This is a genomic window from Shewanella sp. 125m-7 (assembly GCF_052977045.1).
In genome coordinates this window covers 1-25,157 of record NZ_JBRILQ010000054.1, presented here as the reverse complement: position 1 = coordinate 25,157, position 25,157 = coordinate 1, and the positions used below count along the sequence as shown (strand labels likewise).

General features: G+C 44.2%; 39 protein-coding genes. 6 read left to right on the top strand and 33 right to left on the bottom strand.

Translation table 11 applies throughout. The annotated features are described in order from the left end of the window. Positions 1–313: 313 nt before the first annotated feature. From ACVBIL_RS18685 to ACVBIL_RS18670, 4 genes are read right to left on the bottom strand one after another with little or no spacing between them, the layout of a single operon-like run. Positions 314–910 (bottom strand): TlpA disulfide reductase family protein, encoded by a 597-nt coding sequence (locus ACVBIL_RS18685; RefSeq protein WP_447168448.1) that lies wholly within the window; start codon positions 908–910, stop codon positions 314–316. Next, complete coding sequence (gene nrfF / locus ACVBIL_RS18680) at positions 907–1,374, bottom strand: heme lyase NrfEFG subunit NrfF (protein ID WP_447168449.1); 468 nt, start codon at positions 1,372–1,374, stop codon at positions 907–909. Before nrfF ends, ACVBIL_RS18685 begins: the two co-directional genes overlap by 4 nt. An 11-nt stretch (positions 1,375–1,385) precedes the next feature. Then, entirely contained in the window at positions 1,386–1,937 is a 552-nt protein-coding gene (locus ACVBIL_RS18675; RefSeq protein ID WP_447168447.1) for a DsbE family thiol:disulfide interchange protein, read from the bottom strand. Positions 1,938–1,953: 16 nt separating this feature from the next. Next, positions 1,954–3,924 carry a heme lyase CcmF/NrfE family subunit gene (locus ACVBIL_RS18670; protein WP_447168446.1) on the bottom strand — a complete coding sequence of 657 codons (1,971 nt, stop codon included), beginning with the start codon at positions 3,922–3,924 and terminating at the stop codon, positions 1,954–1,956. 431 nt (positions 3,925–4,355) lie between these two features. On the opposite strand from ACVBIL_RS18670, the gene ccmI reads away from it, so the two are divergent. Then, positions 4,356–5,609: a c-type cytochrome biogenesis protein CcmI gene (gene ccmI, locus ACVBIL_RS18665; protein ID WP_447168445.1), complete on the top strand. Its 1,254-nt coding sequence runs from the start codon at positions 4,356–4,358 to the stop codon at positions 5,607–5,609. A gap of 420 nt (positions 5,610–6,029) precedes the next feature. Here ccmI and ACVBIL_RS18660 read toward each other — a convergent pair whose 3' ends face one another. Further along, on the bottom strand, positions 6,030–6,323 hold the full coding sequence (locus ACVBIL_RS18660; RefSeq protein WP_447168444.1) for a c-type cytochrome: 294 nt from the start codon (positions 6,321–6,323) through the stop codon (positions 6,030–6,032). A 322-nt stretch (positions 6,324–6,645) separates the two neighbouring features. Here ACVBIL_RS18660 and ccmA point away from each other — a divergent pair, with 322 nt between their 5' ends. The 5 genes from ccmA to ccmE are packed head-to-tail and all read left to right on the top strand — an operon-like array spanning position 6,646 to position 9,425. Then, on the top strand, positions 6,646–7,296 hold the full coding sequence (ccmA, locus tag ACVBIL_RS18655; RefSeq protein ID WP_447168443.1) for a cytochrome c biogenesis heme-transporting ATPase CcmA: 651 nt from the start codon (positions 6,646–6,648) through the stop codon (positions 7,294–7,296). A gap of 9 nt (positions 7,297–7,305) precedes the next feature. Further along, positions 7,306–7,992, top strand: coding sequence for a heme exporter protein CcmB (gene ccmB / locus ACVBIL_RS18650; RefSeq protein WP_447168442.1), 687 nt, complete (start codon positions 7,306–7,308; stop codon positions 7,990–7,992). Position 7,993: 1 nt separating this feature from the next. After that, positions 7,994–8,740, top strand: a complete 747-nt coding sequence (gene ccmC / locus ACVBIL_RS18645; RefSeq protein WP_447168441.1) for a heme ABC transporter permease CcmC — start codon at positions 7,994–7,996, stop codon at positions 8,738–8,740. Continuing rightward, complete coding sequence (gene ccmD, locus ACVBIL_RS18640) at positions 8,740–8,937, top strand: heme exporter protein CcmD (protein WP_447168440.1); 198 nt, start codon at positions 8,740–8,742, stop codon at positions 8,935–8,937. The genes ccmC and ccmD overlap by 1 nt, the downstream gene beginning before the upstream one ends. Then, the gene (gene ccmE, locus ACVBIL_RS18635; RefSeq protein WP_447168439.1) at positions 8,937–9,425 is read left to right on the top strand and encodes a cytochrome c maturation protein CcmE; all 489 of its coding nucleotides are present in this window, start codon (positions 8,937–8,939) and stop codon (positions 9,423–9,425) included. The genes ccmD and ccmE overlap by 1 nt, the downstream gene beginning before the upstream one ends. Positions 9,426–11,162: 1,737 nt before the next feature. On the opposite strand, the gene rplQ is transcribed toward ccmE, so the two are convergent. The 28 genes from rplQ to rpsJ all read right to left on the bottom strand — a co-directional run bounded on the left by rplQ (position 11,163) and on the right by rpsJ (position 24,777). Then, complete coding sequence (gene rplQ / locus ACVBIL_RS18630; protein ID WP_202287021.1) at positions 11,163–11,555, bottom strand: 50S ribosomal protein L17; 393 nt, start codon at positions 11,553–11,555, stop codon at positions 11,163–11,165. A gap of 39 nt (positions 11,556–11,594) precedes the next feature. After that, positions 11,595–12,584, bottom strand: coding sequence for a DNA-directed RNA polymerase subunit alpha (locus tag ACVBIL_RS18625; protein ID WP_447168438.1), 990 nt, complete (start codon positions 12,582–12,584; stop codon positions 11,595–11,597). Positions 12,585–12,608: 24 nt separating this feature from the next. Further along, positions 12,609–13,229 carry a 30S ribosomal protein S4 gene (gene rpsD, locus ACVBIL_RS18620; protein ID WP_012153477.1) on the bottom strand — a complete coding sequence of 207 codons (621 nt, stop codon included), beginning with the start codon at positions 13,227–13,229 and terminating at the stop codon, positions 12,609–12,611. A 35-nt stretch (positions 13,230–13,264) separates the two neighbouring features. Then, the gene (gene rpsK, locus ACVBIL_RS18615) at positions 13,265–13,657 is read right to left on the bottom strand and encodes a 30S ribosomal protein S11 (protein WP_012153476.1); all 393 of its coding nucleotides are present in this window, start codon (positions 13,655–13,657) and stop codon (positions 13,265–13,267) included. A 14-nt stretch (positions 13,658–13,671) separates the two neighbouring features. Next, positions 13,672–14,028, bottom strand: a complete 357-nt coding sequence (rpsM, locus tag ACVBIL_RS18610; RefSeq protein ID WP_012153475.1) for a 30S ribosomal protein S13 — start codon at positions 14,026–14,028, stop codon at positions 13,672–13,674. Between the two features lie 112 nt (positions 14,029–14,140). Next, the gene (gene rpmJ / locus ACVBIL_RS18605; protein ID WP_006083579.1) at positions 14,141–14,254 is read right to left on the bottom strand and encodes a 50S ribosomal protein L36; all 114 of its coding nucleotides are present in this window, start codon (positions 14,252–14,254) and stop codon (positions 14,141–14,143) included. Between the two features lie 23 nt (positions 14,255–14,277). Then, on the bottom strand, positions 14,278–15,618 hold the full coding sequence (gene secY / locus ACVBIL_RS18600) for a preprotein translocase subunit SecY (RefSeq protein WP_012153474.1): 1,341 nt from the start codon (positions 15,616–15,618) through the stop codon (positions 14,278–14,280). A gap of 7 nt (positions 15,619–15,625) precedes the next feature. After that, positions 15,626–16,060, bottom strand: a complete 435-nt coding sequence (gene rplO / locus ACVBIL_RS18595; protein WP_012153473.1) for a 50S ribosomal protein L15 — start codon at positions 16,058–16,060, stop codon at positions 15,626–15,628. A 1-nt stretch (position 16,061) separates the two neighbouring features. Next, positions 16,062–16,247 (bottom strand): 50S ribosomal protein L30, encoded by a 186-nt coding sequence (gene rpmD, locus ACVBIL_RS18590; RefSeq protein ID WP_041410757.1) that lies wholly within the window; start codon positions 16,245–16,247, stop codon positions 16,062–16,064. A gap of 6 nt (positions 16,248–16,253) precedes the next feature. Beyond that, positions 16,254–16,760, bottom strand: coding sequence for a 30S ribosomal protein S5 (gene rpsE / locus ACVBIL_RS18585; protein WP_447168437.1), 507 nt, complete (start codon positions 16,758–16,760; stop codon positions 16,254–16,256). A 13-nt stretch (positions 16,761–16,773) separates the two neighbouring features. Then, on the bottom strand, positions 16,774–17,124 hold the full coding sequence (gene rplR, locus ACVBIL_RS18580; protein ID WP_447168436.1) for a 50S ribosomal protein L18: 351 nt from the start codon (positions 17,122–17,124) through the stop codon (positions 16,774–16,776). 11 nt (positions 17,125–17,135) lie between these two features. Then, a complete protein-coding gene (gene rplF, locus ACVBIL_RS18575; protein WP_447168435.1) occupies positions 17,136–17,666 on the bottom strand; it encodes a 50S ribosomal protein L6 in 531 nt (176 codons plus the stop codon). Positions 17,667–17,676: 10 nt separating this feature from the next. Then, positions 17,677–18,069, bottom strand: a complete 393-nt coding sequence (rpsH, locus tag ACVBIL_RS18570; RefSeq protein ID WP_447168434.1) for a 30S ribosomal protein S8 — start codon at positions 18,067–18,069, stop codon at positions 17,677–17,679. A 24-nt stretch (positions 18,070–18,093) separates the two neighbouring features. Next, entirely contained in the window at positions 18,094–18,399 is a 306-nt protein-coding gene (rpsN, locus tag ACVBIL_RS18565; protein ID WP_447168433.1) for a 30S ribosomal protein S14, read from the bottom strand. Positions 18,400–18,409: 10 nt separating this feature from the next. Next, the gene (gene rplE, locus ACVBIL_RS18560; protein WP_447168432.1) at positions 18,410–18,949 is read right to left on the bottom strand and encodes a 50S ribosomal protein L5; all 540 of its coding nucleotides are present in this window, start codon (positions 18,947–18,949) and stop codon (positions 18,410–18,412) included. Between the two features lie 13 nt (positions 18,950–18,962). Beyond that, complete coding sequence (gene rplX / locus ACVBIL_RS18555) at positions 18,963–19,277, bottom strand: 50S ribosomal protein L24 (RefSeq protein WP_012279173.1); 315 nt, start codon at positions 19,275–19,277, stop codon at positions 18,963–18,965. 11 nt (positions 19,278–19,288) lie between these two features. Then, positions 19,289–19,657 carry a 50S ribosomal protein L14 gene (gene rplN / locus ACVBIL_RS18550; RefSeq protein ID WP_012279174.1) on the bottom strand — a complete coding sequence of 123 codons (369 nt, stop codon included), beginning with the start codon at positions 19,655–19,657 and terminating at the stop codon, positions 19,289–19,291. 180 nt (positions 19,658–19,837) lie between these two features. Continuing rightward, a complete protein-coding gene (gene rpsQ, locus ACVBIL_RS18545) occupies positions 19,838–20,086 on the bottom strand; it encodes a 30S ribosomal protein S17 (RefSeq protein WP_447168431.1) in 249 nt (82 codons plus the stop codon). Further along, a complete protein-coding gene (gene rpmC, locus ACVBIL_RS18540; protein WP_012153463.1) occupies positions 20,086–20,277 on the bottom strand; it encodes a 50S ribosomal protein L29 in 192 nt (63 codons plus the stop codon). Before rpmC ends, rpsQ begins: the two co-directional genes overlap by 1 nt. Continuing rightward, positions 20,277–20,687, bottom strand: coding sequence for a 50S ribosomal protein L16 (gene rplP, locus ACVBIL_RS18535; protein ID WP_447168430.1), 411 nt, complete (start codon positions 20,685–20,687; stop codon positions 20,277–20,279). Before rplP ends, rpmC begins: the two co-directional genes overlap by 1 nt. An 11-nt stretch (positions 20,688–20,698) precedes the next feature. Next, on the bottom strand, positions 20,699–21,388 hold the full coding sequence (rpsC, locus tag ACVBIL_RS18530; RefSeq protein ID WP_012153461.1) for a 30S ribosomal protein S3: 690 nt from the start codon (positions 21,386–21,388) through the stop codon (positions 20,699–20,701). Positions 21,389–21,397: 9 nt separating this feature from the next. Continuing rightward, positions 21,398–21,730 carry a 50S ribosomal protein L22 gene (gene rplV / locus ACVBIL_RS18525; protein WP_012144645.1) on the bottom strand — a complete coding sequence of 111 codons (333 nt, stop codon included), beginning with the start codon at positions 21,728–21,730 and terminating at the stop codon, positions 21,398–21,400. A 15-nt stretch (positions 21,731–21,745) separates the two neighbouring features. After that, positions 21,746–22,024, bottom strand: a complete 279-nt coding sequence (gene rpsS, locus ACVBIL_RS18520) for a 30S ribosomal protein S19 (RefSeq protein WP_011863970.1) — start codon at positions 22,022–22,024, stop codon at positions 21,746–21,748. Positions 22,025–22,035: 11 nt separating this feature from the next. Beyond that, on the bottom strand, positions 22,036–22,863 hold the full coding sequence (gene rplB / locus ACVBIL_RS18515; protein ID WP_447168429.1) for a 50S ribosomal protein L2: 828 nt from the start codon (positions 22,861–22,863) through the stop codon (positions 22,036–22,038). 17 nt (positions 22,864–22,880) lie between these two features. Beyond that, positions 22,881–23,183, bottom strand: a complete 303-nt coding sequence (rplW, locus tag ACVBIL_RS18510; protein ID WP_012153459.1) for a 50S ribosomal protein L23 — start codon at positions 23,181–23,183, stop codon at positions 22,881–22,883. Next, a complete protein-coding gene (gene rplD, locus ACVBIL_RS18505) occupies positions 23,180–23,785 on the bottom strand; it encodes a 50S ribosomal protein L4 (protein ID WP_447168428.1) in 606 nt (201 codons plus the stop codon). Before rplD ends, rplW begins: the two co-directional genes overlap by 4 nt. Before the next feature lie 17 nt (positions 23,786–23,802). Then, positions 23,803–24,441 carry a 50S ribosomal protein L3 gene (gene rplC, locus ACVBIL_RS18500; protein ID WP_447168427.1) on the bottom strand — a complete coding sequence of 213 codons (639 nt, stop codon included), beginning with the start codon at positions 24,439–24,441 and terminating at the stop codon, positions 23,803–23,805. A 24-nt stretch (positions 24,442–24,465) separates the two neighbouring features. Next, complete coding sequence (gene rpsJ, locus ACVBIL_RS18495; protein WP_012279182.1) at positions 24,466–24,777, bottom strand: 30S ribosomal protein S10; 312 nt, start codon at positions 24,775–24,777, stop codon at positions 24,466–24,468. Positions 24,778–25,157: the final 380 nt, after the last annotated feature.

Sequence of the window (25,157 nt, the reverse complement as noted above, 5' to 3'; positions counted from 1 at the left end):
AAGCGATGATTCTTTATACACTCTCGTGTTAACAACCATCAAACGAAGCTCTTAAAGCGTTTGTCACCTGAATCAAACCTCCTAAGAGTTTTAACTCTCTAACGCTGCTGCAAGTCCCGTTCTATCTAGCTTAACGCTAGGTAGGTGGCCTGCTGTGCCGTGTCAGTGGATGCGCATTATAGGGAGATTTGAGTTCAGCGCAAGGGGCATTATCAATTAAATTAGCAGAACCGAATCAAACGCATAGTTATCAAACGATACGTACAAAAAAGGGGCTGAAAGCCCCTTTTTATTGATATTAGTGCCATCACACTTATTCAGCAGTGGCGCTAACTTGGCTCTGCAGCTGTGGTTGCTCCAAAAAACTCTTTATAAGTGTTACCGCTTTATCATCGTCCCAGTCTACAAAGGTGCGAACGAAAGCAATTAACTCACCGTCTCTATTAAGGATAAAGGTTGCTGGGATGGTATCTAAAGGAAATACATGCCCTAGCTTTTGCTCTTTATCATAATAGGTATTGAAGTTTTCCATGCCTAATGACTTAAGGAATGGTTCTACTTGCTTGTTCCCGTCTAGATCGATTGAAACTGGCAATACTTCAAAATCATCCGATCCTATCTTGGCAGAGAAACGGCTAATAGCCGGAAGTTCCCTAACGCATGGAGGACACCAAGTGGCCCACATGTTTACCATAATGACTTTGCCTTTATATTGGCTAAAGTCGACAGCGTTCCCCTTATTATCTTTAAAAGGTACCGCTTCAATCGGAAAAGGCTTTGGCAATACACTAATTAGATCGACACTAGATTGAACTTCTGTTTGTGCTTGCTTCTCCATACCAGGATATGCTTGCGCGCCACTGGCTAACAACAAAGTTGCTGCCACTAGGCCCACTACAGTCGATCTCATTTAGCGTCTCTCTTTAGCAAGCGATCAAGTTCTTGCTGATCTTCAGTGCTTAACTCTTGATTATTCGCTTCTGCTATACGCTGCTTTCGAATAAAGATGAACCCTATCATACCGCCAAATAGCAATAGACCGATTGGCCCTAACCAAAGAACGTAAGTTTTTGCTTCCATTCTTGGCTTATAAAGAACGAACTCCCCGTAACGGCTTGTCATGAACTCTACAATTTCGTCGTCAGCCTTACCTTCATCAACCATCTGATAAACTTCAAGACGTAAATCTTGTGCAACTGGCGAGTTAGAGTCTATTAAGTTTTGGTTTTGACACTGAGGACAACGCAATGAGTGCGCAAGACTTAATGCACGCTTTTGGTTATCTACCGACTTAAATTCATAAGTATCTACCGGAGTCGCATTAGCAATAGAGCCCATGCTCAGTAGAAGTACTAAAGCCGATAAGCCTTTCATTAATGATTTAATCAAGATGCACCATCCTTTGCAGCTTCAGCCTGTAGCTGTTGCACCATTGGGTAAAGCGTTTCCTGCCATACATTGCGGTCAATTGGACCAGCATAGCGGTAACGAACAATACCTTTATGATCGATAAGGAAACTTTCCGGCGCACCATACACACCAAGATCTAAACCCAAACGACCATCGTGATCAAAGATATTGATTGCGTAGGGGTTACCTTCACGGCTCAATTCACGAATAGCAAGAGGACGTTCATCACGGTAGTTGATACCGTAGATGGGCAGCAAGTTTTTGCGAGCTAACATCATCAAGAAAGGATGTTCATATTTACATGATGGACACCAAGTTGCCCATACATTAAGTAAAGCCACTTTACCTTTCAGTGTTTCATTTGTGACGGTTTTACCTGACTCCAACACTTCTAACTGGAAAGCCGGAACAGGCTTTCCTTCTAGAGCTGAATCGAGTTTTTGAGGGTTAAGGAAGAGCCCCTTATAAAGGAACACTCCCATACCTAAAAATACGACTAGTGGAATAAATAATACTAGCTTTTTCATACAGACCTTATTCCGATTAAGCAGTTGCTAATTTATCAACTGCTTTCTTTTCAGTGCTCGCAGCTTTAACGCGATAACGCTTATCTGAAGCTGCGAAGAAACCACCAACCATCATGAAGATTGATCCGAACCAAATCCAGCGTACAAATGGCTTATAGTTCAAACGTACTGCAAATTCAGTGCGGCTAATTGGATCACCCATAGTCACGTATAGATCTCGGAATAAGCCCCAATCAATACCAGCCTCAGTCATGTCCATAGTACGAACATTATACTGGCGACGATCCGGTCTTAACAGAGTGACATAATCATCACCCTGATAAACTTCAATTTGACCTTGCTGTGCCGTGTAGTTAGGACCCACGACGTTCTTAGTCTCAACATAGTTGAATGTATAACCCGCAAGTTCCTGAGATATACCAGGCCCCATACGTACACTCTTCTCCAGTGAATAGTTAGATACCATAGTGGCACCAACAACTGAGACAGCGATACCAAGGTGAGCGATGATCATACCAAGCTGGCTACGACCTAAGCGCGTCATATCAATTGAACCGTCTTTGGTCTTAACCATGTTGTAGGCAGCACGGAATGTCATCAATGCAACCCACACCGCGGCAGCAATACCGCATACAACCCAGATATTAAACTCGCCACCTGCTAAGAATGGAGCAGCTAAACCAACAGCAGACGCAATCACAGCAGGAACAATAAGCTGACGCTTAAGTTCACCCGCTTTAGATTTCTTCCAGCGGATGATTGGACCTATACCCATAAAGCCAAATAGCACTAATACAATAGGAACGAATACTGCATTGAAATATGGAGGTCCTACAGAGATCTTACCCATACCTAATGCATCGATTAGTAGTGGATATAGCGTACCAAGTAGTACTGTGCCACACGCAACCGTTAGTAATAAGTTACATACAAGCAGCATGGTTTCTTTTGATTTAAGCTCAAAGCGCGCAGGGCTACTCATCTCACTCGCTCTAAAGGCGAATAAGGTTAGTGAGCCACCGACAGCTAAACCCAGTAGTAATAGAATGAACATACCACGGCTTGGATCTGCAGCAAATGAGTGAACTGACGTCAATACACCAGAACGTACAATAAAGGTACCAAGTAAGCTTAAAGAGAAAGCAAAGATTGAAAGCAATACAGTCCAGTTACGGAATGCACCACGCTTTTCAGTTACAATTAGCGAGTGAACCAGAGCCGTACCAATCAACCAAGGCATGAAAGATGCGTTCTCAACTGGATCCCAGAACCACCATCCGCCCCAACCTAATTCATAATATGCCCACCAAGAACCTAGCGAGATACCACCAGTTAGGAATACCCAAGCAGCAAGCGTCCAAGGACGACTCCAACGAGCCCATGCAGAATCCAGGCGGCCACTCATCAGTGCAGCAATTGCGAATGCAAAACTAACAGAGAAACCAACATAACCGAGGTACAGCATTGGTGGATGGAAAATCAAACCAACGTCTTGCAACATCGGGTTAAGATCACGACCTTCCATCGGAATTGGGAATAGACGTTCAAACGGGCTAGAAGTCAGTAGCATAAATAGCGTAAAGCCGATAAGGATCATCGCCAGTACAGCAAGTACACGGGCAGTAAAGACTTCTTCTAAGCCTTTACTAAATAGTGCAACTGCTGCAGCCCAAGCCGCTAATGAGAATACCCAGAATAGCAAAGAGCCTTCATGCCCTCCCCATACCGCCGCTATCTTAAAGAAGATAGGCAGTTCAGAGTTAGAGTGATGTGCTACATAAGCCACAGAGAAGTCATCGACAGCGAAGCTGTAGCCAAGCGCAATAACAGAGAAGAGAATAAAGAAGAACATACCGTAACTAAGTGGCCAAGCATAGCGTACAAGGTATTGGTCTTTACGAGCTACACCTACTAAAGGGACGATGGCTAACAGCATGGCAAATGCCAAGCCGATAATCAGCGAAAAGTGTCCTAACTCTGGGATCATGGGTTTTCCTCAGTCCTAAATCATGTATTGTTAAGCTATCGCTTAATCATTACATACGTGTTTGCAGTTAACACTATTAAAAGGTACAAATTTTAGCTCAGTTTAGTATTTGCTATTGTTAATGTCTGCCTATTTCGTGCAAATATGGGTGACTTGTCGCATTCTTACCCAATGTTATTAACAAACACACATAAACAATTGCATGTAACATTCCACCGTAAACCGAGTGAATTTAGCGGAATTTTAAGGTCAGACCGACAAAGTTCCCGTAAGTTTCAACAAGATTTACAAATAGAATCAATCTGTGATCAAGTAATCAACTATGACCTTTTAAGGTTATATTACTGTTCAATGAATAATCTTTACGTATAATCTGATTCTTAGTTCAGCGGTGAATCCGCTTTTTCGCAAACGAAAGTGAAATAGACATAATGACCACATTTTGGATTTTAATAGCCTCATTTCTGTTGGTTAGCCTTGCGCTGATTTGGTTCCCGCACTTCCGCCAGCAGCGTATGCTGAGAGCAGAAGAAGCCGGTGTACGTAAAAGTACCAACCTTGAATTATTCAATGAACGCCTCATAGGATTAGAGAAGGAGCTTGAAGAAGAGCTACTCGATCAATCTGAGTTCGATGCACTAAAGAAAGAACTTGAAATCAGCTTACTTCAAGATATGAAGCAAGGTACTGACGAATCACTTGTTAACAATCTTAAGCCCAAGAGCATTTTATGGCCATCAGTGATGTCCGCAGTAATAATTGGCCTCTGTGGTTATATGTACTCGACTTTGGGTGCATACAAAAACCTAGATCAACCAATGACGGCAAACGATCCTCATGCGGGCCAGACAACTGAGCAAATAATGTCTCAACGTGTCGCCATGATGGAAGCGCAAGCACAAGCAGAACCTGAAAATAGCCAGTTATGGTTTAGCCTAGGCCACGCTTATATCTCAGCGAACCGCTATGATGAAGCAATGAGCGCATTCGATAAGACAATAGATCTTGTCGGTATTCAAGCTGAACTGCTTGGTCCTAAAGCTACAGCGCTTTATTACCGTTCAAACCAAAAAATGACTCCTGCTGTTCAAGCATTGGTTGATCAGGCACTTGCATTAGATGCTGAAGACCCATCAACATTATTACTTGTTGGTATGGATTCATTCTTCACTGCTGATTATCAAACAGCAATTAACTCATGGCAGCTAATCCTTGATAGCGACCGTACCGATGTAGACCGTGGTGCAATCATGAATGCTATTGATAGTGCGAAAATGAGAATGGGATCTGAAGGCGTTATGCCAACTGATGATGCTCATAAGAATGTAAAGTCTGACGCTACAGCGAAGACTGTAACGGTTGAAGTATCTATCTCTCCTGAGCTACAAGCTAAAGTGTCTAGCACTGACATGTTATTCATCTTTGCTCGTTCAACTGAAGGCCCAAAGGTACCACTTGCTGCAACAAAGGTTTCTGCAGAGTCTCTTCCGATGACAATCACGTTAGATGACAGCACTAATATGGGCGGTAACGTCAAGCTTAGTGACGCAAAAGCTGTTGAAGTTATTGCGGTACTGTCTAAGCATGGTAGCGTTAGAGCACAAACAGGCGATATCCAAGGCACTCTCGCTATGGTTAAAGTCGGTGAAACAGGTCAACTGGTGCTAGATACTCAAGTGCAGTAATTCTCTGTCTAAAATGAGAAAACCGGCATTAGCCGGTTTTTTTGTGCCTACAGTACTATTTTCTAATTAGTGCCTGTGCTTATCCACTCGCTTTAAGCTTCTGTGCGATGCAAAATGCATGTTGAATTAGATACATCGCAAAACAATGCTAAATCTAGTCAGTTTCCGCCTCAAGTTCTGTTATTTGCAGGTTTACCCTAGGCCAGGATTGTAAGTTACCACTCACATACATATGCGGCTCTTTACTGATAGTCTGATTACTCTTGTTGAAAATTAGGCTGATGCCTTAATACGTTAGATAGACGTTGAACAGCAAATACCAATCTAGATTGCAATATGTCAGCACCGAATGGCATGAGGCTAATGTAACAGACACAAAAAAACCGGCTGTTAGCCGGTTTTTAAATGTCTAACTAAAAATTACTTAGACATGTACTCGATTGCTTTCGTGTAATCTTCATCAGAGCAATCAGTACACATGCCGCCTGGTGGCATAGCATTTAGGCCTGACTTAACAGAAGATACTAGAGCAGGCATACCTTTAACTAAGCGTGGTTCCCATGCCGCTACATCGTGTGACTTTGGCGCGCCAGCAACACCCATGCTGTGACATACTTGACATGCCTTGTCATATACAGCCTTACCATCTTGGGCAAAAGCGCTGGTAGATAGAGTCAAAGCTGCAGCTGCAGTCAGTGCTAATAATTTTTTCATTTTTATACGTTCCTAATGCAAATTCTAACAAAGCTCACGCTGCCCTCATAAAATTCGGCAGACTTTTTAAATCCCGGCTAGGTTACTACAAAGTTCAACAAATGGCATCTTTTTGTGATTTTAATCGCGCTTGAGAGCGTTCCACAAGACATAGCTCTCAAAAAGGTTAATATATTAGCAGATGTTTAAAAAGTTCATAGAAATTACATAATATTCGAACTACATCAAATTGCTGACACTTAGCAACAAGCAAGACTAAACGCTTGAAAGTGTATGTGTTAGTATCTCTTGTGTTTTCATACAGCTTGATATAGAGGGCTCAGTGGTAGAAGAATCAAAAGCAACAACACTGGTATCAGCTAAAAACTTAACCTGCATCAGAGAAGAACGTATTCTATTTGATGAACTTAGCTTCGATATTACTGAAGGTGAGATCGTTCAAATCGAAGGCCCTAACGGTGCAGGCAAAACAAGTCTTTTGCGGATCATCGCCGGTTTATCTCGTCCCTATGCAGGGCAAATCAACTTTAAAGGTGAAGACATTAACCGTTGTCGCGACGAGTACAATGATGAGTTATTGTATCTTGGCCACCTTGCGGGTGTTAAAAGTGAGTTAACAGCAGAGGAAAATCTTAACTTCAATTTAAGAATTAGCGGGTATGATGACTTCGATGCCCGTGAGATCCTATCCAAAGTCAATCTTTCAGGTTTCGAAGAAGCACTCGCAGGGCATTTATCAGCGGGCCAACACAGACGTACAGCCTTAGCAAGACTCTGGCATACGAACTGCAAAATCTGGCTTCTCGATGAGCCTTTTACGGCGATTGATAAAAAAGGCGTAAAAGAGCTTGAACACCTGTTTTTAGCCCATGCAAAACGAGGTGGCTGCGTAATATTGACCACACACCAAGATATGGGTGTGATTGGTGAAGATATCTTACGTAAAATTCGTCTCGATTATCGCTTCGTATAAGGTTAGGCAATGAATAAAGGTATCAGTTATACCAAAGCGTTTAGCACGCTGCTAAAGCGAGATCTGCAGATTGCTATCCGTCATCGCGGTGATATTTTTAACCCGTTACTGTTTTTTGTTCTAGTGGTTACCTTGTTTCCGTTAGGCATTGGCCCCGAGCCACAAGTGTTAACTCGAGTTGCGCCCGGTATTATCTGGGTGGCAGCACTATTAGCATCGATGTTGTCACTTGAACGATTATTTAAAGCCGACTACGTCGATGGCAGTTTAGAGCAAATGCTATTAAGCCCACAACCACTACCACTGATGGTATTGGCTAAGGTGCTAGCACATTGGATATTAACAGGTGTTCCGTTAATTTTAGTGGCACCGTTATTAGCCGTTTTATTGCATTTAGATGGCAATAGCTACGGCGCATTAATCGCTACACTAGCGTTAGGAACTCCGGTCCTGAGCTTATTAGGTGCCATTGGTGTGGCTTTAACTGTAGGATTACGTAAAGGCGGTGTGCTATTAAGCTTGCTGATATTGCCTCTATATATTCCAGTATTGATTTTCGCTACTAGCGCCATTGATGCTGCTGGTATGAATTTACCCTATGATGGTCAACTCGCTATAATTGGCGCAATGTTGGTCGGTTCATTAACGTTAGCACCTTTTGCAATTGGTGCATCCTTACGAGTGAGTACTAACTAAAATGTGGAAATGGTTACATTCATACGCGGATCCTGAACGCGCCTACAAACTTTCAGGCAGCCTGCTCCCTTGGTTTGCTATGCTTGCCATCTCTTTTATAGGGCTTGGAACAGTATGGGGCTTGGCTTTTGCTCCCACCGATTATCAGCAAGGTGACAGCTACCGAATTATCTTTATTCACGTACCGGCTGCATCTATGTCTATGGCAGCCTATATGGCGATGGCAACATCTTCATTTATCGGCTTAGTGTGGCAGATTAAATCTGCAGACTGGGCAGCAGCAGCGATTGCACCTATTGGTGCAGTAATTACCTTTATTGCCCTAATAACTGGTGCAACTTGGGGTAAGCCGATGTGGGGCACTTGGTGGGTTTGGGATGCACGCTTAACCTCTGAGCTAGTACTTCTATTCTTGTACCTAGGTGTTATCTCACTTTATGCATCATTTGAAGACAAGGTCCTAGCAGCGAGAGCCGCTGGCATATTAGCGATTGTTGGTGTGATTAACATTCCAATCATCAAATACTCTGTAGATTGGTGGAGCTCGCTACATCAGCCATCGACAATCCGAATTACTGAAAAGTCCACCATGCCGACAGAGATGCTTTATCCACTACTGATAAACATAGCAGGTTTCGGATTAATGATTGGTGCGATTACATTAGTGAGATTTAGATCAGAAATTTTGGCACGAAATGGCATGCGTCCATGGGTGCGTGAACTTGCTAAAGCAGAAGGGGTCAAATAATGCAGTTCGACTCAATAAGTGAATTTATTAATATGGGCGGCTACGCATTTTATGTATGGCTTGCTTACGGTGTAACTTTTTTATCGCTAGGAACCTTAGTTGTTCTTAGTGTAAGACAGAAACGTAAGGTGTTAGTAGAGATCGCTAAGAAGATCCAACGTGAAGAACGCCTTAAAGAAACTCGGAGTACTAAATAGTGAACCCAAGACGAAAGAAACGCCTTACCCTTGCTGTAGCGCTAATTGGCGGTGTAGCAGCAATCGCTTCTTTGCTTTTATACGCTTTGAATTCGAACTTAAACCTTTTCTTTACCCCTACAGAGATTGTGCAAGGTAAAAAAGATACCGGCGTAATGCCTGAAATTGGCCAACGTATTCGTGTTGGCGGCATGGTAACAATAGGATCAATGGTTCGTGACCCTGAAAGTTTACATGTAGAGTTCGCGATCCATGACGCTGCAGGTGGTGAAATCATCGTAACTTATGACGACCTATTACCAGATCTATTCCGTGAGGGACAAGGTATCGTTGCACAAGGCGTACTTGCAGCCCCAGGCGTACTTCAAGCCACTGAAGTTCTGGCTAAGCATGATGAAAACTACATGCCACCAGAAGTTGCCGAAGCCATGGGTCAAACTCATGAGAAACTGGATTATAACCAAGAGCAAAAAACTGGCGGTTACTAAACTGACAGAGCTCTAATCTGAAAAGCCTCCTTAACGGAGGCTTTTTTATACCTATTAATTCAGTAGACTAGTAAAGCGCTGACGGCGGATTGTAAACTAGAGTTCGATTTGTTCAACCATCGGCGTTCTTTAGCCTTCAGCCTCTTAAAACCATTTCACATATATCGTCAATGTCCATTTTGCCGATGCCGCGTAGCCGACCTTTAGTAATGACTTAAAGATTGCTCTGATCTATTTTTGTTTCTCACAGCTGGTCGCTACTTAAGTTAGTTTGCTTGAATTGGCTAGCTTGAAGACTATTCATTGGCTAAATAGTTAATGCGATAGCAATAAAAAGTAACCTTGGCATTCATTACAGCAAGCAAGTTCAAGCAATAAAAAATACTGTGCCTACATGCCCCTTAACGGTGACAGATAAGCTCGAGCTCAATATACCTAATAACCATAACGAGCGATAAACCTTAAATAGTCAAAAGGTTGGTAAAATCACCCTGTTCAACAAAGCCACTCAAACCGCCTGTAATGCAATTTTATTCCGACTACCACTCAATACGCTTTTACAATAGTTACCCTCAACGGCGGCTTAACTACAGCCTTCAATCGCACATTTTGATGGAGGGCGCACACTTATCAGTTACGAACCAGTTTTAAGCTCTTGCTGATGCATATCATTCCAAATCAAGCCAAACCCTAATCCAGATATCACGAGCTCGATAAGGATTGACGCCTGCCCTAAATCAGAAACACAGCTGCTAGGGGTGCAGAGCTACTTATGACAATAAACTAGGCAGTAAGACTCACTACGGGCGCCAGCAACTTGAGGTGACACACTGAGCCAAACTAACCGTATTAGTGCGTTAGCTTTGTTAGTATTGCGGATTTAAGTATCAAGAAATGGCTCATCTGTGGATTAATCAAATTAAGACAACAAAAAGAACAAAGCACTTCACTGTGTATTGGGTCTAAAATCCCCTCTCCACCTCCCCCCTAGCGCTGAAGCCAGATAACTAATGCATCAGAGCCCCTTATACGCCAGTCAATGACGACAGGTGCACGAGTAACATAACAATTAGAGAACGCAAACAGGATATGAGTAAGAGAGCAAAAATAGCACTTTGCAGTTCACTACAGTCACTTTTTAACAGCTGCGAGATATACAAACTGAGCGAAGGACTTATACCAATCAGTATAAGAAGTTGATCTACTCAGAGCGCTTTTTGGCAAACTAATTCAAGGCGAATAGTTGAAAGAATGGTTATTCCCTTGTTAAGCTTTTCAACGCAGAAGTAGGCAGCCAAAAACGGTCCAGAATGGCGAGTTTTAGTGGCTCTGACGCTACGTTAACGAGCTTAACCGTAGAATAACTATGCTCTTCACTCGTTGCAAACCACATGGTCTTGTATATTCCCGACACACATAAGACATTTCCTCCATCCCTGGCGGTCAGATATGGTGAATGTCATTAATCCACGACTATATGGATATAGGAGGTAGAGTAACGCAGGAGCAGTTACCGAGGAGCACTTAATGACCTTGCCTCATAACCACTAAACTCTCGCTGAGCGACCAAATCTTTATACTGATTGGTATCATCCAATATAAATGAGCTAGCAAGTTTAATTAACTGAATTTAGAGGAGTAAAAATGGGCGAAAGTAAGCTTAGGAGAGTTAGATGATAGGATTTCAGGCATAAAAAAGGCCGAACTAATGTTCGGCCTTTTATAACTAAGACTTATTTACTCTGCAGTGTCTTCAACAGCTTCAGCTGCTTCAGGACGACCTACTAGTTCAATATACGCCATAGGCGCTTTATCACCAGTACGTAGACCGCACTTAAGAATACGGGTATATCCACCAGGACGTTCCTGGAAACGTGGACCCAATTCAGTAAATAACTTACCAACGACTTCAGCGTCGCGAGTACGTGCAAATGCCAAACGGCGGTTTGCAACGCTATCACTCTTAGCAAGTGTTATTAGAGGTTCAACTACGCGACGCAATTCTTTCGCTTTAGCTACAGTAGTTCTGATCACTTCGTGACGAACTATTGAGCAAGCCATGTTACGGAACATAGCTTGGCGATGACTGCTGTTACGGTTTAGTTGACGACCACTCTTACGATGGCGCATGACCTAATCCTTATTACCTATATCTGTACTAATCTGGACTTAAAGGTCGTCTGCTAAACTAGCTGGAGGCCAGTTTTCAAGACGCATACCTAACGACAGTCCGCGAGACGCTAAAACATCCTTAATTTCAGTAAGAGATTTCTTACCTAAGTTAGGAGTCTTAAGCAACTCAACTTCAGTGCGTTGTACCAGATCGCCGATGTAATGAATCGCTTCAGCCTTCAAACAGTTGGCTGAACGTACAGTTAGCTCTAAATCGTCGACAGGACGCAACAATATCGGATCGAACTCCGGCTTCTCTTCAACTGGTGCAGCCTCAGTGACATCACGTAATTCAACAAACGCATCTAGCTGTTCTGCTAAAATTGTTGCTGAACGACGAATGGCTTCCTCAGGATCGATAGTACCGTTTGTGGTCATATCGATAACGAGTTTATCTAAGTCTGTACGCTGTTCAACACGAGCAGCTTCAACATTGTATGCAATGCGAGCAACTGGTGAGAATGAAGAGTCTACCAACAAACGGCCGATAGGGCGATCATCGTCTTCAGTTTGTGCACGGGCAGAAGCCGGTACATAACCACGACCACGCTCTACGCGGATACGCATGCTGATTTCATTATTACCTGTCAAATGACAGATAACATGGTCAGGATTCATGATAGTAACATCACCATCATGCGTGATATCTGCTGCAGTAACAGGGCCTGCGCCTGACTTACTTAGCGTAAGCATAGCTTCGTCTTTCCCTTCGATAACTACTGCTAAACCTTTAAGGTTTAATAGTATCTCAAGGATATCCTCTTGTACGCCTTCCTTGCTACTGTATTCATGCAGTACACCATCGATCTCTACTTCGGTAACCGCGCAGCCTGGCATAGACGACAATAGGATACGACGCAACGCGTTACCTAGAGTATGACCAAAACCACGTTCTAGCGGCTCCAGTGTAACTCTGGCACGTGTTGGATTAACCTGCTCGATATCAACGAGACGCGGTTTAAGAAATTCTGTAACAGAACCCTGCATTGTGTCCTCTCTTTTGTTTTAACTTTACTTAGAGTAAAGTTCGACGATCAGCTGTTCGTTAATTTCCGCAGACAAATCACTACGCTCAGGAATGCGCTTGAAAGCACCTTCCATCTTAGTGTTGTCAACTTCAACCCATGTTGGCTTTTCGCGTTGAGCCGACACTTCTAAAGCCGCTTTAATACGAGCTTGAGTGCGAGACTTTTCACGAACGCTCACTACATCATTCGCAGACACTTTGAATGATGGAATGTTAACGACGCTACCGTTAACCATAATTGACTTATGGCTAACTAGCTGACGTGATTCAGCGCGTGTTGCACCAAAACCCATACGATAAACAACGTTATCTAGACGGGTTTCTAAAAGAGTAAGTAGGTTCTCACCAGTGTTACCTTTAGTACGTGCAGCATCTTTGTAGTAGTTACGGAATTGCTTTTCTAGCACACCATAAATACGACGAACTTTTTGTTTCTCGCGTAGCTGAACGCCATACTCAGACAGACGGGTCTTACGAGCGCCGTGTTGTCCAGGTGCAGTTTCAAGCTTACACTTCGAATCGATTGCTCTCACGCCGCTTTTTAGGAAAAGGTCTGTACCTTCTCTGCGGCTGAGCTTGAGCTTTGGACCCAAGTATCTTGCCATGTTCTTTCTCCAACTATCCTATTAAAAACGACGAATTAAACGCGACGTTTCTTAGGAGGACGACAACCATTATGAGGGATAGGCGTCACATCGGTAATGTTAGTAATCTTATAACCAACCGAGTTTAGTGCACGAATCGCTGATTCGCGTCCTGGACCTGGACCCTTCACAAAAACTTCAAGGTTTTTAACACCGTAGTCCTGAGCAGCAGTACCTGCACGCTCAGCAGCAACCTGTGCAGCAAATGGGGTAGATTTACGTGAACCACGGAAACCTGAACCACCAGAAGTTGCCCAAGATAGTGCGTTACCTTGACGATCTGTAATGGTAATAATTGTGTTGTTGAAAGACGCATGGATATGCGCCATACCATCAGCAACCTGTTTACGTACACGCTTACGCGGAGAACGTGACGGAACTTTAGCCATTTTGGTTTACCCCGTTACTTTCTAATTGGTTTACGTGGACCTTTACGCGTACGCGCATTGGTCTTAGTACGTTGCCCACGAAGGGGAAGGCTACGACGATGGCGAAGGCCACGGTAACAACCAAGGTCCATAAGACGCTTGATGTTCATGGAAACTTCGCGACGTAAATCACCTTCTACAATGTAGTTGGCAACTTCTTCGCGTAGAGTATCAATTTGAGCTTCGCTCAATTCCTTGATCTTAGCATCTTCAGCAATAGAAGTAGCCGCGCAAATAGCTTGTGCGCGAGTACGACCGATGCCGTAGATAGCAGTCAATGCAATGACTGTATGCTTTTGATCAGGAATGTTAATGCCAGCGATACGGGCCACTATGCACTCCTTAAGTTAAAGGTCATCTGTGAAAAGCCCGGTAGGATACTCGACAGACGACAATTTAGCAAATAATATTTTGACCAGCCCGGACTGGGCTGGTCAATTTTGTTTAGCCTTGACGCTGTTTGTGTTTAGGTTCAACACAAATCACACGTACAACGCCACTACGCTTTACGATCTTGCAGTTACGGCAGATCTTCTTCACGGAAGCTCGAACTTTCATTTCATCACTCCGAGATAACTAGCTTAGCGACCAAAGCGATCTAAGTTCGCTTTGTTTACCAAGTTAGCTTTCTTCATTACAGACTCATACTGATGAGACATCATATGGGTCTGAACCTGAGCCATGAAGTCCATGATTACGACTACCATAATTAGTAGTGAAGTACCGCCAAAATAGAACTGTACTTTCCACGCAATTAACATGAACTCCGGAATTAAGCAGATAAAGGTTATATATAACGCACCAGCTAATGTTAGGCGGGTCATAACTTTATCTATGTAACGCGAAGTCTGTTCACCAGGACGAATCCCGGGAATAAACGCACCACTCTTCTTCAAGTTATCTGCTGTTTCGCGAGGGTTAAACACCAACGCGGTATAGAAGAAACAGAAGAAAATAATCGCTGTTGCATATAATAATGAGTACAGCGGTTGTCCTGGTGACACAGCAAGTGAAAAATCACTTAACCATGACATGGACTCATTTTGACCAAACCACTGAGCCAGTGTGCCTGGGAACAAAATGATGCTGGACGCAAAAATAGGCGGGATTACACCAGCCATATTAATCTTCAGTGGTAAGTGAGTGCTCTGCGCTGCAAACACCTTACGGCCTTGCTGACGCTTTGCATAGTTAACAACGATACGACGTTGTCCACGCTCAACGAATACCACGAAATAAGTAACAGCGAAAACGATCACTGCTAGCAACAACAATACTAGTACATTCAAGTCGCCTTGACGCGCCTGCTCGGCTGTTTGGCCGATAGCAGATGGTAGACCAGCAACAATACCTGCGAAAATAAGAATCGAGATACCGTTACCTATGCCTCTTTCGGTAATTTGTTCACCTAGCCACATTAGGAACATTGTTCCTGTCACTAAGCTCACTACAGCAACGAAGTAGAAACTGAATCCTAGGTTAACAACTAACCCTGGAACCAAGTTTGGTAAACCTGTTGCGATACCGATTGCCTGGAATGTACCCAGGACCAATGTGCCGTATCGAGTATATTGACTGATCTTCTTTCGTCCTGACTCGCCTTCTTTTTTCAATTCAGCAAGTGCGGGATGAACTACAGTCAACAACTGCATTATGATCGATGCCGAAATATACGGCATGATACCTAATGCGAAGATAGAGGCACGTTCAAGGGCACCACCTGAGAACATGTTAAACATGCCCAGGATGGTCCCCTTTTGCTGATTAAACAGCTCTGCTAATACAGCAGCGTCAATACCAGGAATTGGTACAAACGAACCGGCTCTAAAGACGATAATTGCACCAATCACGAACAGCAGACGGGTTTTCAATTCTGATAAACCGCCCTTCGCGCTTTTTAAATCAAGTCCTGGTTTTGCCATCGACGTATTATTCCTCGATCTTGCCACCGGCAGCTTCAATAGCTGCACGTGCACCTTGGGTTACCTTCAGACCTTTAACGGTCACAGGGCGCTCAATGGTACCTGAAAGAACGATTTTAGCAAACTGTATGTTGCGAGTAACTAGATTCGCATCTTTCAGCGCATTTAGGTCGATAACATCACCGTTAACTTTAGCCAATTCGCTAATGCGAATTTCGGCAGATACCAACGCTTTACGCGAGGTAAAACCAAACTTTGGCAAACGAATCTTAAGTGGCATCTGACCACCTTCGAAACCGACGCGAACGCCGCCACCAGAACGAGACTTCTGGCCTTTGTGACCGCGGCCACAAGTTTTACCAGTGCCTGAACCGATACCGCGACCTACACGCTTAGCTGCTGATTTAGCACCTGCAGCAGGTGATAGAGTATTTAGACGCATCTTATACTTCCTCCACCGAAACCATGTAGTAAACCTTGTTAATCATACCGCGAACAGAAGGAGTATCTTCTACTTCAACAGTATGATTAATGCGGCGTAGACCTAGACCAGTCAAAGTTGCACGATGCTTTGGCAAACGTCCAATTGAACTCTTGGTCTGAGTTACTTTAAGTGTTTTAGTAGCCATGGTGCATTAACCTCGAATTTCTTTAACATTCAGGCCACGCTTAGCTGCAATTTGTGAAGGTGATTTCATATTCACCAACGCATCGACAGTAGCACGAACGATGTTAATCGGGTTAGTAGAACCGTATGCTTTTGACAGAACGTTATGAACGCCTGCTACTTCCAATACGGCACGCATTGCGCCACCGGCAATAATACCGGTACCGTCAGATGCTGGTTGCATGTAAACACGCGATCCAGTGTGACGACCCTTTACAGGGTGGTGTAAAGTACCGTTGTTCAATTCAACGTTTACAATGTTACGGCGAGCCTTTTCCATTGCTTTTTGAATTGCTGCTGGTACTTCACGCGCTTTACCATAGCCAAAACCGACTTTACCGTTACCGTCACCCACTACAGTTAGTGCAGTGAAGCTAAAGATACGTCCGCCTTTAACTACTTTAGAAACACGATTTACTGCAACTAACTTCTCTTGCAGATCATCTTTTTGTTGTTGAGCTTCAAATTTAGCCATTTTTCATCATTCCTTAGAACTTAAGGCCAGCTTCACGAGCGGCGTCTGCTAATGCAGCAACGCGTCCGTGATACTTGAAGCCGGAACGATCGAATGCAACTACAGATACGCCTTTTTCGATAGCACGTTCAGCAAGGGTTTTACCCACTACTTTAGCTGCATCTACGTTACCAGTGTACTTAAGTTGCTCGGTTACCGCTTTTTCAGCAGTAGAAGCTGCCGCCAACACTACGTTTTCAGGACTAATGACCTGAGCGTAAGTGTGACGTGGTGTACGATGTACAACCAGACGGTTAACGCCCAGCTCTTGGATCTTCTTACGGGCACGTAGAGCGCGGCGTAAGCGAGATGTTTTCTTATCCATATCGTATTACCTTACTTCTTCTTAGCCTCTTTACGGCGTACTTGTTCGTCAGCATAGCGAACACCTTTACCTTTATAAGGCTCTGGTGGACGGTAACCGCGAATCTCAGCTGCAACTTGTCCGATCAACTGCTTATCAGTACCAGAAAGTATGATTTCAGTTTGTGATGGACACTCAGCTGTTACGCCGTCAGGAAGTTTGTGAACCAAAGGATGTGAGAAACCTAGAGTTAAATCAATATCTTTACCGACAAGCTTTGCACGGTAACCAACACCAACTAACTGTAGTTTCTTAACGAAACCTTGAGTAACACCAACAACCATGTTGTTGATTAATGCACGAGCGGTACCAGCTTGAGCAGCGGTTTTAGCGCTTTCAACTGGTGAACACTTGATTTCATTGTCTTCAACAACAACAGAAACATCAGTGTTAATCACTCGAGTCAAACTACCTTTAGTACCTTTTACGGTGATAGTTTGTTCGTTTAAAGTCACTTCTACGCCTGCAGGAATAGCGACTGGTGCTTTTGCGACACGAGACATTGCTAGCTCCTTATGCTACGTAGCAGATAACTTCCCCACCCATGCCTTTTTGGCGGGCGGTACGATCAGTCATCAAACCTTGAGAAGTGGATACAATAGCGACACCTAGTCCGCCCATAACTCTTGGAAGTTCGTTTTTACCTTTGTAAATACGAAGACCAGGACGGCTAACGCGCTGGATAGTCTCAACGACTGGCTGACCTTGGAAATACTTAAGTGTAATTTCCAATTCAGGTTTAGCTTCATCTGCTACGGCGTAGTCTGAAATATAACCTTCTTCTTTAAGCGTTTGCGCGATAGCGATTTTTAGCTTAGCAGAAGGCATCTTTACAGATACGTGTTTAGCAGCTTGGCCGTTACGAATACGTGTTAACATATCCGCAATAGGATCTTGCATGCTCATATTAGCTTACTCCGTGACAAGTGCTTACCAGCTGGCCTTGCGTAGACCAGGAACTTCACCGCGCATAGTTGCTTCACGTAATTTAATACGGCTAAGGCCGAATTTACGTAGGAAACCATGTGGGCGACCAGTTTGACTACAGCGATTGCGCTGACGCGCTGCGCTAGAGTCACGTGGTAGAGCTTGTAACTTAAGTACTGCATCCCAACGATCATCATCAGATGTTGTTGAACTGCTAATGATAGCTTTAAGTGCTGCACGCTTTTCAGCGAACTTAGCTACCAGCTGTGCACGTTTTGCTTCACGTGCTTTCATTGAACTTTTTGCCATTACGCTACCCTTATTTCTTGAATGGGAAGTTAAAGCCTTCGAGCAAAGCTCGGCCTTCTTCATCATTCTTCGCAGAAGTAGTGATTACAATATCCATACCGCGGATCTTATCGATTTTATCGTATTGGATCTCTGGGAAGATAATTTGCTCACGTACGCCCATCGCATAGTTACCACGGCCATCGAACGACTTAACGCTCAAACCACGGAAATCACGAATACGCGGGATTGCGATATCTACTAAACGCTCTAAGAATTCCCACATACGCTCACCGCGTAGTGTAACCTTACAACCAATTGGGTAGCCTTCACGGATTTTAAAACCAGCAACTGACTTACGAGCTACAGTCACTACTGGCTTCTGACCAGCGATAGCAGTCATGTCACGAAGCGCATGCTCCATAACTTTCTTATCTGCTACTGCTTCGCCAACACCCATATTAAGGGTGATCTTTTCAATCCGAGGGACTTGCATGACACTGCTATAACCAAACTTAGTTACAAGTTCAGGACTAACAGTCTCTTTGTATATATCATGCAGTTTCGCCATCGTTTACTCCAAATTACTTAACGAGTTCACTGTTCGACTTAAAGAAACGGACTTTTTTCCCGTCTTCAAATCGGAAACCAACGCGATCAGCTTTGCCAGTGGCAGAGTTGAAAATCGCTACGTTTGATGCTTGTATTGGTGCTTCTTGCTCAACAATACCGCCAGCTACGCCCAATTGTGGGTTTGGCTTTTGGTGTTTCTTGACAAGGTTAAGACCTTCTACAATTAATTTACCAGTTGGAAGAACCTGAGAAACCTTACCGCGTTTACCCTGGTCTTTACCTGCTAGTACAATTACTTCGTCTTGACGACGTATTTTAGCTGCCATTTTGAAGCTCCTTACAGTACTTCTGGTGCCAATGACACAATCTTCATAAACCGCTCAGTACGCAGTTCACGTGTCACAGGTCCAAAGATACGAGTACCAATCGGTGCTAGGTTTGCATTAAGCAATACCGCTGCGTTCCGATCGAAGCGAATGACAGAACCGTCTGGACGACGTACGCCTTTCTTAGTACGGACTACCACCGCGTTATATACATCACCTTTCTTCGCTTTACCGCGAGGAATAGCTTCTTTAACAGAAACCTTGATGACGTCGCCGATACCGGCATAACGACGATGAGAGCCACCCAAGACCTTAATACACTGAACTCTACGAGCGCCGCTATTACAGGCGACTTCTAGAGTCGATTGCATTTGGATCATTTTAAGTGCTCCGCTATCGTTACTTCACATTCCCACAAAGGGGCTACATTTTACCCTAATTCTGACTTTAATTTAGTCAAAATTGGCGCGCAAGTGTAACACCTAAAAAAAGGAATAGATAGTACTAATAATAAAAACGGCTCCAACTAAAGGAGCCGTTCGCTTAAGTACCTAATAAAATTAGGCTTTTCTTATTACTTCAACCAATGTCCAAGACTTAGTCTTAGAAAGCGGACGGCATTCGCGAATAGTCACGATATCGCCAGCATTACACTGATTTTGTTCGTCATGTGCATGGATCTTAGTAGTACGCTTGATAAACTTACCGTATAAAGGGTGTTTTACCTTACGTTCAATAGCTACAGTGATAGACTTGTCCATCTTGTCGCTAAGTACTCGACCTTGCAAAGTACGGATAGTATCAGACATTATGCACCCGCCTTAGAAGTAATAATGGTCTTAACGCGCGCAATGTTGCGACGCACGATTTTAAGCTGATGAGTCTGAGTCAACTGACCAGTGGCGTGTTGCATACGCAGATTAAACTGCTCACGCAGCAGACCAAGCAGTTCAGCGTTCAATTCTTCAACGCTCTTAGCTGTTAGTTCGCTCGCTTTCATTACATCACCGACTTAGTTACGAAGGTAGTCTTCAGAGGAAGTTTAGCTGCAGCTAGGGCGAAAGCTTCACGAGCTAACTCCTCAGATACACCATTCATCTCGTAAAGAACCTTACCAGGTTGAATCTGGCAAACCCAATATTCAACGTTACCCTTACCTTTACCCATACGCACTTCAAGAGGCTTAGAGGTAATTGGCTTGTCAGGGAAAACGCGGATCCAGATCTGACCTTGACGTTTAATGTGACGTGTCATAGCACGACGCGCAGCTTCGATTTGACGAGCAGTTAGACGACCACGTCCAACAGCTTTCAAACCGAATTCACCGAAGCTAACTTCAGTGCCGTTCGCTAGACCGCGGTTGCGGCCCTTGAACATTTTGCGAAACTTCATTCTTTTTGGTTGCAGCATTGCCAGCTCTCCTATTTACCGCGAGGCTTACGCTTCGGCTGCTGTTTCGGCTCTTCATGCTGAGGTAGAACGCCGTCTAGAACTTCGCCTTTGAAGACCCAAACTTTAACGCCAATCACACCGTATTGAGTGTGACTCTCAGAAGTAGAATAGTCGATATCAGCACGCAGTGTATGCAAAGGTACACGACCTTCACGATACCACTCTGAACGCGCAATCTCAGCGCCGCCTAGACGGCCACTCACTTCAACTTTGATACCCTTAGCACCAAGACGCATTGCATTTTGAACTGCGCGCTTCATAGCACGACGGAACATAACGCGACGCTCTAGTTGCGAAGCGATGCCATCGGCAACAAGCTTAGCATCTAGCTCTGGCTTACGGATCTCAGCGATGTTGATTTGAGCTGGAATACCAGTCAGCTTTGCAACTGCGTTGCGTAGCTTCTCAACGTCTTCGCCTTTCTTACCAATCACAACACCTGGACGGGCTGTGTGGATAGTAACGCGAACACTCTTAGCTGGACGCTCGATAACAATCTTAGAAACTGATGCTTGCTTAAGTTTCTTTTCAAGAAACTTACGCACTTCCCAGTCACTGCTCAAGTTATTGGCATAGTCTGACTTGTCAGCGTACCAGGTCGAGATCCAAGGCTTAGTGATACCCAGACGGATACCATTAGGATGTACTTTCTGTCCCATTGCTAACTCCTAGCGATCTGACACAACCACAGTAATGTGGCTGGTGCGCTTGATTATACGATCAGCACGGCCTTTGGCACGTGGCATGATACGCTTCATAGTTGGACCTTCATCGATCATAATCGCTCCAACTCTTAGTTCGTCAATGTCAGCACCTTCATTGTGCTCAGCATTGGCGATAGCAGAGTCCAGTACTTTTTTAACAAGTACTGCAGCTTTCTTAGGGCTGAAAGTTAGAATTTCGAGAGCCTTAGCAACAGGCAGTCCACGGATTTGATCTGCAACCAAACGACACTTTTGAGGCGACGTACGGGCAAAACGATGTTTAGCTAAAACTTCCATCTTATGTCTCCCGTATTAACGCTTCTTCGCTTTCTTATCTGCAGCATGGCCGCGATAAGTGCGAGTTGGTGAAAATTCACCAAGCTTGTGGCCGATCATTTCGTCAGTTACGAACACAGGTACGTGCTGACGACCATTATGGACAGCGATGGTCATTCCAATCATGTTAGGAATGATCATAGAGCGACGAGACCAAGTTTTAATTGGCTTTTTATCTCCCGCTTCCATCGCTTTCTCTACCTTCTTCAGCAAGTGTAGGTCAATGAATGGACCTTTCTTGAGAGAACGTGGCATGGCGAATCCTCTTACTTTTTATTGCGACGACGTACAATGTACTTGTCGGTGCGTTTATTACTACGAGTCTTATAACCCTTAGTAGGCTGACCCCAAGGTGATACAGGGTGACGGCCACCAGAAGTACGGCCTTCACCACCACCATGTGGGTGATCTACTGGGTTCATTGCAACACCACGAACTGTTGGGCGTACGCCTCTCCAGCGCTTAGCACCTGCTTTGCCTAACTGGCGTAGCATATGCTCGGCATTACCAACTTCACCCAATGTCGCGCGGCAATCAACCGGCACTTTACGCATTTCGCCAGAGCGAAGACGTAGAGTGGCGTATGCGCCGTCACGAGCAATAACTTGTACATAAGCACCAGCTGAACGCGCGATCTGAGCACCTTTAGCAGGTTTCATTTCGACTGCGTGCACTACGCTACCCACAGGGATATTACGTAGAGGCATTGCGTTACCGCTCTTGATCTCTGCATCGATACCAGACTGGATCTTATCACCAGCTTTCATGCCTTTAGCGGCAAGGATATAACGACGCTCACCATCAGCGTATAGTACCAATGCGATGTTAGCTGTACGGTTTGGATCATATTCCAAACGTTCAACCTTCGCAGGGATACCGTCTTTGTTACGCTTAAAGTCGATTAGACGATAATGTTGCTTATGACCACCACCAATGTGGCGGACAGTGATACGACCCGTATTGTTACGGCCACCACTTTTAGATTTTTTCGCCAACAGGCCTGCAAAAGGTTTACCTTTATGCAGATCGCTGTTCACCACTTTAACTAAGTGGCGACGACCTGGAGAGGTTGGCTTACACTTAATAACTGCCATGATAATTCTCCTTTGCCTTATTCAGCGCCGCCGACGAAATCGATGTCAGCACCTTCAGCTAGAGTAACATAGGCTTTTTTCCAATCGCTACGGCGGCCAACACGGGCTCCGGTACGCTTAGTTTTACCTTTGTTAACCAAAGTGCGAACTGAATCGACTTCAACTTCGAATAGCTGTGCTACTGCAGCTTTAACTTCAGCTTTAGTTGCATCGATAGCTACACGGAAAACAACTGTATTGTTCTTCTCTGCATTCACAGTGCTCTTTTCAGAGATATGTGGAGCAAGAATCACTTTTAACAAACGTTCTTCGCTTATCATCCCAGCATCTCCTCGATTTGCTTAATAGCTTCAGCTGTTACGAGTACCTTGTTGAATGCGATAAGGCTAACTGGATCAATACCAGCAACATCACGAACGTCAACTTTGTACAAGTTACGAGCAGCTAAGAACAAGTTCTCGTCAACTTCTGGAGTAACAATCAACACGTCTTCAAGTTGCATTTCTGCCAGTTTAGCTTTTAGCTCTTTAGTTTTAGGAGCTTCAACGCCAAATGACTCAACCACGATAAGACGGTCTTGACGTACCAATTCAGAGAAAATGCTTTTCAGCGCTCCGCGGTACATCTTTTTGTTAACTTTTTGGCTGTGATCTTGAGTTTTAGCAGCGAATGTTACGCCACCGCCACGCCAGATTGGGCCTTTAACAGTACCAGCACGTGCGCGGCCAGTACCTTTTTGGCGCCATGGCTTCTTGCCAGAGCCAGTTACTTCTGCGCGAGTCTTTTGAGCACGAGTGCCCTGACGCGCGTTTGCAGCGTAAGCTACAACTACCTGATGAACCAGTGCTTCATTAAAGTCACGGCCAAAGGTAGCTTCGGAAACTTCAAGAGCACTCTGTGCGTCTTTCAATACCAATTCCATTACTATCTCCTCAGACCTTAAGCTTTAACAGCTGGCTTGATGATCAGGTCGCCATTAGTAGCGCCTGGAACTGCACCCTTAACCAATAGCAAGTTACGCTCTAAATCTACACGAATTACTTCGAGGTTTTGAGTTGTAACACGCTCTGCACCCATATGGCCTGACATTTTCTTACCTTTGAAAACGCGACCAGGTGTTTGGTTTTGACCAATAGAACCGTTAGATCTATGAGCCAGTGAGTTACCATGCGTTGCATCTTGCATAGCGAAGTTCCAGCGCTTAATACCGCCCTGAAAACCTTTACCCTTTGATTGACCAGTAACATCAACTTTAGCTATATCAGCAAAGATATCTACGTTTAGCTCAGAGCCAACTGTAAATTCTTCACCTTCGCCATCTGCCAAACGCAATTCCCACAAACCACGACCGGCTTCAACGCCAGCCTTAGCAAAGTGTCCTGCTTCTGGCTTATTGATGCGACTAGCTTTTTTGGTACCAGTAGTAATTTGAAGTGCACGGTAACCATCTGTATCCAAAGTTCTCACTTGGGTTACGCGGTTAGCAGCAATTTCAATTACTGTTACAGGTACCGACGCGCCATCTTCATTGAAGATGCGAGTCATACCTACTTTACGACCGATAAGACCGATAGCCATCTCTCAAACCTCTTCTAAGCTCAATTAACCCAAGCTAATTTGAACGTCAACACCAGCGGCAAGATCAAGACGCATAAGTGCATCTACAGTCTTCTCTGTTGGTTCAACGATATCAACAAGACGCTTATGAGTACGTAGTTCGTACTGATCACGAGCATCTTTATTAACGTGTGGAGAAGTCAAAATGGTGAAACGTTCTTTACGCGTTGGCAGTGGAATTGGACCACGAACCTGCGCGCCGGTACGCTTAGCAGTTTCAACGATTTCCGCAGTAGATTGATCAATCAAACGATGATCAAATCCTTTTAAGCGGATACGGATTCTTTGGTTCTGCATTGACCAGAGCTCCTAAAATATACACAAAAAAACCACCTCTAGCAGTTTTCATTATAGAAAATGCAGAGTGAGATGATTTAACCGTTCGACTCACAATCGGAGTCGCTGTTTTTTTACGTCAAACCCGAAGGCAGACCAATTTAAATCGCCTAATGGTTAAGGCGAGGAGCTATTATACTCATTTTAAGACTGAGATCAAGCCCGTTGTTTGAAATACCGTCTAATCGACAGATTTCAACAAAGTGGCGTCATTATACACAGCCAGATCTAGATTACTAGCCTTCCGCCTACTTTTCTTCAGGCAATAAAAAAGGCAGCCTAAGCTGCCTTTTTCAGTATCGAGTTAAGACGATTGCTAATTAAGCAACGATCTCAGCTAC